General features: G+C 54.9%; 8 protein-coding genes, 1 tRNA gene and 1 pseudogene. 4 read left to right on the top strand and 6 right to left on the bottom strand.

All coding sequences use genetic code 11. From position 1 onward, the window contains the following. Positions 1–414: 414 nt before the first annotated feature. Genes H6F43_RS21160 through H6F43_RS21170 form a run of 4 tightly spaced genes read right to left on the bottom strand, consistent with a single transcriptional unit; the run spans position 415 to position 2,583 of the window. Complete coding sequence (locus tag H6F43_RS21160; RefSeq protein WP_190345149.1) at positions 415–1,509, bottom strand: HAMP domain-containing sensor histidine kinase; 1,095 nt, start codon at positions 1,507–1,509, stop codon at positions 415–417. A 9-nt stretch (positions 1,510–1,518) separates the two neighbouring features. Then, positions 1,519–2,229: a response regulator transcription factor gene (locus tag H6F43_RS21165; protein WP_190345150.1), complete on the bottom strand. Its 711-nt coding sequence runs from the start codon at positions 2,227–2,229 to the stop codon at positions 1,519–1,521. An 8-nt stretch (positions 2,230–2,237) separates the two neighbouring features. Beyond that, positions 2,238–2,372: a winged helix-turn-helix transcriptional regulator gene (locus H6F43_RS23310; RefSeq protein ID WP_347272450.1), complete on the bottom strand. Its 135-nt coding sequence runs from the start codon at positions 2,370–2,372 to the stop codon at positions 2,238–2,240. Continuing rightward, positions 2,320–2,583: a winged helix-turn-helix transcriptional regulator gene (locus tag H6F43_RS21170; RefSeq protein WP_242025833.1), complete on the bottom strand. Its 264-nt coding sequence runs from the start codon at positions 2,581–2,583 to the stop codon at positions 2,320–2,322. Before H6F43_RS21170 ends, H6F43_RS23310 begins: the two co-directional genes overlap by 53 nt. 183 nt (positions 2,584–2,766) lie before the next feature. On the opposite strand from H6F43_RS21170, the gene H6F43_RS21175 reads away from it, so the two are divergent. The 4 genes from H6F43_RS21175 to H6F43_RS21190 all read left to right on the top strand — a co-directional run bounded on the left by H6F43_RS21175 (position 2,767) and on the right by H6F43_RS21190 (position 7,880). Then, positions 2,767–4,461, top strand: coding sequence for a hypothetical protein (locus H6F43_RS21175; RefSeq protein ID WP_190345151.1), 1,695 nt, complete (start codon positions 2,767–2,769; stop codon positions 4,459–4,461). 230 nt (positions 4,462–4,691) lie between these two features. Further along, positions 4,692–4,768, top strand: a tRNA-Met gene (locus H6F43_RS21180). 132 nt (positions 4,769–4,900) lie between these two features. Next, entirely contained in the window at positions 4,901–6,484 is a 1,584-nt protein-coding gene (locus H6F43_RS21185) for a DUF697 domain-containing protein (RefSeq protein WP_190345152.1), read from the top strand. Between the two features lie 64 nt (positions 6,485–6,548). After that, entirely contained in the window at positions 6,549–7,880 is a 1,332-nt protein-coding gene (locus tag H6F43_RS21190) for a GTP-binding protein (RefSeq protein WP_190345154.1), read from the top strand. Between the two features lie 102 nt (positions 7,881–7,982). On the opposite strand, the gene H6F43_RS21195 is transcribed toward H6F43_RS21190, so the two are convergent. After that, the gene (locus tag H6F43_RS21195) at positions 7,983–9,377 is read right to left on the bottom strand and encodes a hypothetical protein (RefSeq protein ID WP_190345153.1); all 1,395 of its coding nucleotides are present in this window, start codon (positions 9,375–9,377) and stop codon (positions 7,983–7,985) included. A 303-nt stretch (positions 9,378–9,680) separates the two neighbouring features. Continuing rightward, positions 9,681–10,220 (bottom strand): annotated as a pseudogene (gene glmM / locus H6F43_RS21200) (phosphoglucosamine mutase); the annotation flags it as partial.

A 10,220-nucleotide genomic window follows, 5' to 3' on the forward strand; every position in this document is an offset into this window, starting at 1 on the left:
GTGATCTTAGTAACTTGCTAAGGTAAATCCACTTGTCTAAGGATGTAACATTAGGGCGATATTCGTATGTCTAAAGGCAGCCAAAATGCTTTTGAACTGCTTAGGAGCGCCATTCATCTAAGTGCTACAAATTTGAGTGCGACAGAGCCTATAAATTAGTGAACAAATAATAAAGCAACCAGCTTATTTACTACGAGGAAATAGATATTCGATCGTCATCACGCCTAGCAGCACAAGGAGACTAATGACGAACGCCAAGGGAAAAGCAGCCATCGGTAGCAACGACATAGATAGCAAAGAGACTCTGCTCTTATACTCTATAAACGTATTTTTACAGCGCTGTGGCGACCGTATTTCAAGCGATTGGCGATCGGATTGCTACGACTCACTACGAGCAACTTGCGCCTAGCTTTCTCAGGCGATCGGCAGCGAAAATCGAAAGCTGCTGCCTTTGCCTAACTCGCTTTCGACGTCGATCGTGCCCCCTTGCAGTTCGACTAAGCGGCGGGAAATCGCAAGTCCAATTCCGGTACCGCCGGAGTTGCGATCGCGTGATCGATCTGCACGCCAAAAGCGCTCGAACACATGCGGCAGGTCTTCGTCGGCAATGCCGTACCCAGTGTCGATGACCGCAATCCAGACCATTTTGGGTTTGCTCCAAGCTCGGACGGTAATCGATCCAGCAATGGTGTAGTGCAAAGCGTTGCCGATGAGATTGACAAGCACCTGTTCGACTCGTTCAGGATCGGCAAGCGCCAATGGCAGATCGTTAGGGCACTCAAGCTTTAAGTTGGGACCGTCTTCTATTAGCTGGTCGGAAAATTTTTGCACGAGGGCAGCCAGCAGTGGATAAATGTCGAACGGTCGGGCGTGAATCGGCAGGTATCCCGCTTCTGCCTGAGAAAGTTCTTGTAGGTCGTTGACCAATCGCCGCAGCCGAGCGGCTTCTCTAGCTAATCGCTGATAAATATCGGTGGTTGGATCGATCGTGCCATCTGCCAACCCTTCCAGATAACCTTCTACTACAGTGAGCGGCGTTCGCAGTTCGTGGGTGAGGTCGCTAATGAGTTCGCGGCGTCGCTGCTCGACGCCTTCTAACTCTGCTGCCATTTGGTTGAAGCTCAGCGCTAACCGATTCAGTTCAGGAATTTCGCTACTGGGAAGGCGCTCCTCTAGATGCCCTGCCGCAACTTTTCGAGTGATTCGCTCCATCTGGATCAGCGGACGCATGATTCGCTTCGACACCAGATAACTCAGTCCCCCAGCGGCTGAGCCACCGATCGCCACCGACCACAACGCTCCCCGGCTCCAGGCAGACTCAAACCCTTCAAGCAGCTGCCGCCGCACAACGTATAGGCTCCTCATACCGCTAGCTTCTAGCTGAATCAGATGCAGCACGAAGAAGTGCGGCGAGTAGAACTTGCCTACTGCCAATAGCGTACTCACCCCGACAATCATGACGGTGATGTGAGAGAAGAAAAGGCGCGCGCGCAGTCCTAGCTTTGCCATGATTGAGTTCTACTGCACAACCGGATCGTCAAACTTGTAGCCCACCCCAATCACCGTTTTAACAAAGGTAGGATTCGAGGGGTCCGGCTCAATTTTCTTTCGCAGGCGGGCAATGTGAGTATCCACAACGCGCTCATCGCCGAAAAAGTTGCTGCCCCAGAGCTTATCAATTAGCTGGGTACGATTCCACACGCGACCCGGATAGCTCATAAACGTGGAGAGCAGATCGAATTCTAGCGTTGTTAGATCGAGTGCTTCAAGTTGATGCTCGGTAAGGTAGCGCTGCGCCGATCGCTGATCTACGTCCACCAAGAAATGCTGAGTGCGGTAGGTTTCCGTTTGTCCACCCTGACGCAGCGTGCGCCGAAGCAACGCCCGCACTCGCGCCACGAGTTCTTTTGGGCTGAACGGCTTGACGAGGTAATCGTCGGCTCCAGTCGATAAGCCAATGATGCGATCGAGTTCTTCCCCGCGCGCTGTCAGCATCAGAATAAATGGATCTTTGGTTCCAGGCTTTTGCCGAATTCGAGCGCATACTTCTAAGCCGTCCAGTCCGGGAATCATCAGGTCCAAAATAATCAGATCGGGTTTTTGCTCCTGAAAGATCTGAAGGGCTGTAATTCCATCACGACAGGTACGACAGGAAAAGCCTTCTTTCTCTAAATAAAGCTGAATCAGTTGAGCAATTTCTGCTTCGTCTTCAACAATCAAAATATCCATAGATTGACCTAAATAGAAGTAGATTGAGCGATCGATTCCTCCTCCGAACCGTACCAGCGCTCCGCCAAATCGTAGAGGCGATCGAGCACTTCAAACAGTTCCTTTCCGCGATCGGTCAGTTCGTAGGTTACTTGCGGTGGAATCGTTGGTTCGTAGCGGCGATGAACGATTTCGATGGATGTCCAGCAGTCGCCGTCGCTCAGTCAGGACTTTGGTAGAAATTCCGTCCACTTTTCGGCGCAGTTCGCCGAACCGAAGCGCGCCGTTCGTGCAAAGAATCCAGAGAATGTAGAGCGTCCATTGACCAGATTGGCTCAAGAGGAGTTCGAGTGGACAGCACTTCGGTTCTGTCATAGCACACCTGCATTGACTTCATCACAGCACCAGGAGTTGAAGAGGACTTGGACATGGGCAAAGCTGCTCGATCGCGCGGACTCAACCAAGCACGAGTGTTCCTGCAAGAATTAGCGAGAACTTGGTGATAACTTCAATCCTTTAGCGAGTAGGATAAGGGCGACCTCGTTGAGGATGTGTCGAATGGAGCTTGCCGTAACCCAGTTAGCGCAGCAGTTGCAGGCGCAGTTGCGATCGTGGCAGCCACCAATTCCATTCCAAGTGCAATGCGTCCTCAAGTCAGAGGCGCTACTTGTCCTGATTCAACACCCCTTGCAGCACAGCCCGAATCCCCAAGCGGTCTTTGCTGAGGTTGAACAAGCGATTCAGTCCCCCACCTTCTATCCTTCAGCTCCTATTCCCTCCCTCGTCAAACTTTTTCTCCGCCGCCTCGGACAAAAACAGCCCTATGCCGTCTACCGATTTACGGTTCTACCGGTATCACCGCCGATCGTCGAGAAGTCCCGTGAATTGAGCGGTGAAATCGTGCTGCACAGTCCAGAGCCTGTAGAAACCCCATTTTCCGAGCGTGAGTTCGCTTCGCGATCGCTTCCGTGGACGGCGATCGCAGCCGTTGGCGTTAGTGTGGTGGCGTTTTTCAGTGGCATGCTGGCGGTGTCGAGTCCCTGCGTGCTGGGACGGTGTGAGGTTTTACAAGCCGCTGAAGTCCAGGTTCAGCAATCCAGCCAGCAGCTACAGCGAGCCAGCACGCGGCAAGAGTTGCAGCAGGTACAGCAGCAGATGATTGAAGCGCAGCGATCGCTGCGCAGCGTGCCGTTTTGGTCGAGTCGTCATGGTGATGCTCAATCGCTGCTGCACGCGACGCAGCCTTACTCAGACGCGCTCGATCAGATCTTTGCGGCAGAGGCAACCGCCGATCGAGCTGTCCAAGCCAGCGAGAAACTGCCGCTGTCGATCGCGCAGTGGCAAGGCGTGCAGTCTACGTGGCGCGAGGCGACCGTTCAACTAGACGCAATTCCACAGTCCAGCTTGCTCTATGCTTACGCTCAGCAGCGCGTTGTGGCGTATCGAGCCAACCTCAACGCAGTCGGGCAGCGGATTGTTCAGGAGCAGCAGACCCAAAAGGCACTGACGACCGCGAAGGCAACCGCAAGTCTGGCAGAAGCACGACAGAGCGTCGCGCAGTCTCTCGAAAGCTGGCAACTGGCTCGATCGACCTGGCAAGTGGCAGTGAACACGCTGCAGAAAATTCCTGACAGCACCACGAACTACAGTGAAGCGCAACAGTTGCTAGAGCAGTACGTACCCAAATTGACAATCGCCCGTGATCGAGCAGCACAGGAGCAGCTCGCAAACAGCGCCTACGAGCAGGCGATGACTCTGGGGCAACGGGCACAAGTGTGGGAGCAGCAGAATCAGTGGTCCAGAGCCGTTGTTACGTGGCGCAATGCGCTCACGTCTGCTAAGCGAGTTCCGGCGGGCACATTTTTTCAGGGTCAGGTGCAACCGCTGGTCACGGCCTATACGAGCGCCCTGAGGCTGGCAGAAACCAAGCTGCAAGATACGACGGCTCAACAAACGCTGCTTGCCGATTTGAACAAAATTTGCGCGGGGTCTCCTAAACTTTGCACGTACACGATCGCCGCTGATTTGATTCGTCTTCAGTTGACGCCCACGTACGAACAGGCGGTGCAGTCGGCGTATCTGGCAGGGCAAGCAGGTGATTCGGGCACCCTGGGTGGCACTGTAAACCACCTAGAGAGTTTGCAGTCGGCTCTGCAAGCCATCAGCACCAACGCGGCACTGCCCCTAGAGGTTTACAACTCTGGTGGTGATTTGATTGGTGCGTTTAACCCGAATAGAAACGAGAGCCAGTGATGGAGGACGGGCAAAGCGCCGATCCTCGATCGCTAACGCGTGGTTTCCATTGCCCGTTTAGAAATTCAACGTCTACGCGATGGGCACAGGCATCTGCCCAATTAGCGGGTCGGTAGGGTTTGGAGGCGGCTACACCAGGGATATGAACCATTGTTTAACTGACTTAAATCCAAAATTTTTGATTTTTGTTGTCACATTCCGGAGTTTACCGCTATAGTGAATAAGCGCATCGCGGGGTAGAGCAGTCTGGTAGCTCGTCGGGCTCATAACCCGAAGGTCCATGGTTCAAATCCATGCCCCGCCACCAAGTTTGTAAAGCCCTGTCAGCTTATGGTTGACGGGGCTTTACTTTATGTTGAGGCGATCCTGGCGCTGCCATCGCCTGGCTAGAATGGGAATGCCTAACCCTGACTGTTGACGAAAGGCTCGACGACATTTTATGACCGCTAATCTGCAACGACCGCTGCTTGTCGGAGGCGCTGTGCTGGCGCTGGGAATCTTGGGACTGGACATTCTAGAGCATGCTCTAGGAGATTGGAGCGTTTATGCGCTATTGGCTGGGGCGTTGGGAGCCGGTAGCTGGTGGCTACGGCGGTCGTCCGATTCAAGCCATACGGCGCTGAATCCCACTAGCGTTGTCAATCCCGCGATCGTGAATCACACGCTAGCGGAAGCCGAGCAGGTCTTGACGCAAGTTAGCACCGAAGCTGAGCAGCCTGCAGTTATTCAGCCCCACGTTGACCGGTTCCGATCGCAGGTAGCTCAGGTTCAGCAAGACATGCACCGAGAGCGTTTGCGACTGGCAGTGTGGGGAACCAAGGGCAGCGGTAAAACAACCTTAGTGCAGCAGATGCAGAAGGTGTGGACTGCCGCAGATACGCCTGTTGCGGTCAGTGAGCTACCCAGTTTCTCCGGCACCTCCGAAACTGGATTAACCGCTGACGCAGCGGCACTCCAGCGAGCGATCGCAACGGACCTCGTTCTGTTTCTGATCACCGGAGACCTAACCAATTCAGAGCTACAGCAGGTAAGACAGCTTGCCCCACATAAGCGCACGGTGCTGGTGCTGAACAAACAGGATCAGTACTTGCCCGATGAACAGCAGGCAATTTTGGCGCAGGTGCAAGCGCAAACGCGCGGCGTTCTACCTGCTGAGGATGTTGTGGCGATCGCGGCTGCTCCCACTGCCATCAAAGTCAGGCAGCATCAGCCAGATGGTGAGGTGCGGGAGTGGCTAGAGCAGCAGCCTCCGACCTTAAGCGGGTTAACCGATCGACTGCACCAAATTTTGCAGCAGGAGCGTCAGCACCTCGTTTTGGCAAGTTCGCTCCACACGGCAGTGGCGCTGAAAACCCAGGCGAAGCAGGCATTAAATCAAGTGCGACAGACTCGGGCGATGCCGGTTGTCGAGCAGTTTCAATGGGTTGCAGCGGCGACCGCGTTCGCCAGCCCGTTCCCCACGCTAGATGTCCTTGCAACGGCAGCCATTAACGCTCAGATGATCCTGGATTTGGGCGCAATTTACCGCCAGAAATTCTCGCTCCAGCAGGCGCAAAAAATGGCAGTTACTCTGGGGGGGTTGATGCTGAAGCTGGGGTTGGTGGAGCTTTCTACCCAGGCGATCGTGTCGCTGCTCAAAACCAACGCCGTGACCTACGTAGCAGGCGGCTGTGTGCAGGGCATTAGCGCGGCTTACCTCACCCGCCTCGCTGGGCTCAGCCTAATCGAATACTTCCACACTCAAGATCCGAACCTGACGCTGACGGAAGCCAGTCCCCTGGTGATCGAGCGCCTGACTCAGGTGTTGCAGTTGGTCTTCCAGCGGAATCAACAGCAAGGACTTTTGCAGGCGTTCGTTGGACAGGCGATCGATCATTTCTTCTCCAAGCCTGCTGCCACTCCACTCTCCCCAGTTCCTGTTCCCCACTCGTCTACTCCGCCCATTCCTGACAATTCAGACCAAAATAGATCTGACGTTCGTCTCGCGATTCCCACCCTTGACTCCACAACCCTCCCCTCCTGAGCGCGGTAAAGCCGCTCAGCTTCAAGACATCCAGCTTCAGCGCGCTCGTAGCAGCCTGCGACAGATGCTCAACCGCTACGCTGCCTATTTTCGCACCGCCAAATCTCGCGTTCCTCAAGCCGCCGAGCACATGACGCTGCGGCGAGATATGGAGCGTCTCTCGGTGATGCTGAACAAGCTAGAGAACAGCGTGTTTCGCGTAGCGGTGTTTGGCTTGGTGAGTCGCGGCAAATCTGCGGTTTTGAATGCGCTGCTGGGGCAGAAAATCTTGCCGACAGGACCGCTCAACGGCGTGACACAGGCACCTCGATCGGTCTTGTGGTCGCCGCCCGATTCGCCACTACCGCAGGCGACGATCGAGCTAATTGACACGCCAGGGCTGGACGAAATTGACGGGCAGACGCGGGCGCAAATGGCGCAGGACATTGCTCGTCAAGCAGATTTGATTCTGTTTGTCGTGTCGGGAGACATTACCCGCACGGAATATTTGGCGCTCTGTGAGCTGCGGCAAGCCCAAAAACCACTGCTGCTGGTGTTTAACAAGGTGGATCTCTATCCGGACCAGTCCCGGCAGGCAATCTATCAAAATCTACAGCGACTGGCAGCAAAAAGTACGGGCAGCGACTCTCTACAGCGACTCCTGACTACGAACGAAATCGTTCTGGTAGCAGCAGACCCTGCGCCGATTCAGGTGCGGGTGGAGCAGCCCGACGGGCGTGTTAGCTACGAGCGGGAAACGCCCACGGTGCATATCGATGTCCTGAAGCAGAAAATTTTGGACATCCTCCAACGTGAGGGACGCACGCTGCTGGCGCTGAATGCGCTGGTGCAAACGAGAGAAGCCGAAACAACCTTGGCGAGTGAACTCGTTGATTTACGCCGCCCAGAAGCGGAAGAGTTGATCTGGAAGTTCGTTCGCTACAAGGCGATCGCGGTGGCTCTGAATCCGATCGCTGTTCTCGATCTGGTCGGCGGTGTCATCTCTGATTTGTCCATGATTCGGGCGCTTTCGGAACTCTACGGCTTGCCTGTTACTCGCCACGAGGCGCGCAAACTGTGGAATACAATTCTGATCAGTTCAGGCAGTCTGCTGCTGAGCGAACTGGGCAGTGGGGTGCTGCTGGGATTGGGTAAGAGCGCGACGGCTGTCGCGACTGCTGATAATCCGACTAGTTTTTCCGCCTATGCTAGTGTGGCGCTGCTTCAGGCGAGCATTGCAGGCTATGGAGCATATGCCGTGGGTCGAGCCGTGCAGGTGTATCTGGAGCAGGGCTGTAGCTGGGGACCGCAAGGCGCAAACACGGTGGTTCAAGACATTCTCAGCCAGCTTGAACCCAACACAATTGTTTATCGTTTGCGACAAGAACTAAGCCAGGATCTGGGACTGCCTGGATGACACGGAAAGCAGATGTGTAGCAAGAGGCGGCTGTCACAGGTGTCGTTTGCTGAGCTGGTTGATCGACCGTCGATTGAACAACAGAGCGTGAGCGCGAATACGCTACACGCGGCTGCTGACGTTTAATCCGCGCATGGCTGCTTTGCGGCTTTCTAGAACCTGTACCACGCCATTGATGATGGTTTCGACGACGTCTCGATCGCACATCGCCAGAAACGCCTCGGGTTCCAATTCGCCCTTAAAAAATTCCTTCGCCTGAACCAACAACCGCCGAGCCGCCGCAAATCCGATCGACTTGATAATAAACGTGGCAACTGGGGAGTTTTTAATGTCGTAGCTAGACGACTGGCTGCGCCCTTTTTCCAGCAAGCTCAAGACGTTCCATTCCAGCTCGGTGGTTGGTGAATGGAGCATTGTCACGCTGGGAAGAAAATTTTCCAGCTGTGCGACCGATCGTCCTAAAAACGGCAATTCGCCCATCATAGTGGCTAAAGGAATATCCCGTCCCAAACGCAGCGATAGCGCTTCAATGACGGCGATCGACAGCAGCTTGCTGCCCAAATACAGACGCGCTACTTCCAGGTTTTTGTGCGTGTGACTGATCAACTGCTCGTAGGTGTCCTTGTCCGGTTCGTTCTGAAACCGCTGAAACACCAAATCTGGCTTGAGGAAGTACATAAACCCTTCCATCTTTTGCAGGGAAACGCGGTAGCCGCTGACGGTGTAGGAGTTGGCATTTTTCAAGTCGTGGTTGGTTTCTGGCAGCAAGTTCCACGTGTTGTCTAGGAAGTCTGCTGCAGACGGGTAGGCAAAATTTTCCACGTCCCGGTTTGCCAATCGGACGCAGCGCTCCAACACGCTGCACAGCTTCGCGTCATCCCAACCCAAGCCGAATGTCGGATTGACCTGCTTCAGCCGCTCGTAAAGGCGATCGCTGGCTGCCAACCCATCGACGGATCTGCCGCGAAATGGAATTGTGGCTTCGATACAGGCGGCGATTTCGGCAAGAATTGCCGGGGTCAGCGCGTGCTCCAGACACTTTGCAGCGATGAGAGCACTGAGAAACTCATTCTGTCCGGCGGTAGGCAGCAAGCGTTCACCAGACACAAAGCCAAAAATTTGCGAGACCAGATCGAACAGGCGATCGTCGGGCAGTTCGCAGCGGTCCCGGATCACCAACTGTCCGTCAATCTCTTTGACAAACGGCGAGATGTAGCGGCTAATGTTAACGCTAACGCCCTGATCGACCTGCACATAAACCAAGTCGTGGAACAGCGCTGCCAGCACCTCGATCGCGTCGCCGCGCTCCCCCACTTCAAAAATATGCTCTGGCGTGTGGAAATATCGCCAGGGACCCGTCATGGTCTGAATGATCAATTCAGCGGTGCGGGCAATGCGATCGCGATCATCCCAACCCGCGAGTTGCTGAACTGCCCGGCTCAACCGCTCCAAACACCGTTCTTGATCGTGCTCTGATTCTTGCTGTTCAAGCTCCATAACGGTCTCTCCACTCCGATTGAGGGCGATGCACTGAAGTTTTTTGCATGGTACCAGGAACCCTCGGGTGGTTTCACATTGCCTGATACCGTTCGTTATGTTTGGACCACTTCAGCTCGATCAACGATCGTGCATCCAGGGTTCCCAGGCTAATCGGAGAACTCGCAGACGCGGAGGGAAAGTGCTTGAGCGGTTGCAGAGATGGCGCGGAGGACAAAAAACCAGCGTCGCTCGTGAATCAGCCATTGGCTGATTCACGAGCGACGGAGTCATTAATGTCTAATGTCTTCTAATGTCTACTATCTACGCAGCCAAATACGTTTGCACCACTGACACGAGTGTATCGGTCCAGTACGTTACGAGATCAGCGGTTGCCGCTTCCACCATGACACGAATAACGGGTTCAGTGCCAGAGGCGCGAACCAGCACTCGTCCACGATCGCCCATGTCGGCTTCTGCCTGTGCGATCGCCTGCTGTAAGGGAGCGCACGTCTTCCAACCAAGGCGGCGGCTGCGGTCTTCTACACGCACATTTTTCAGCCGTTGTGGGTAGGTCTGGAAGCTGTCGTCGATCAACGCAGCAAGCGATGCTCCAGACTGCTGCGTCAGGGCAGCGAGGTGCAGCGCGGTCAAAACGCCATCGCCGCTGACGCTGTAGTGACGGCAGAGAATGTGTCCCGACTGCTCTCCACCCAGCATAGAACCGTGGCTGAGCATCTCGGCATGGACATACTGGTCGCCCACAGCAGCGCGAATTAGGGTGCCCCCTTGACTCTGCCAAGCCCGCTCAAATCCCAGATTCGACATTACCGTAGCGACGATCGTGCTGCCAGGAAGCTGTCC

It is taken from the genome of Leptolyngbya sp. FACHB-36 (assembly GCF_014695955.1).
GTDB lineage: Bacteria > Cyanobacteriota > Cyanobacteriia > Leptolyngbyales > Leptolyngbyaceae > FACHB-36.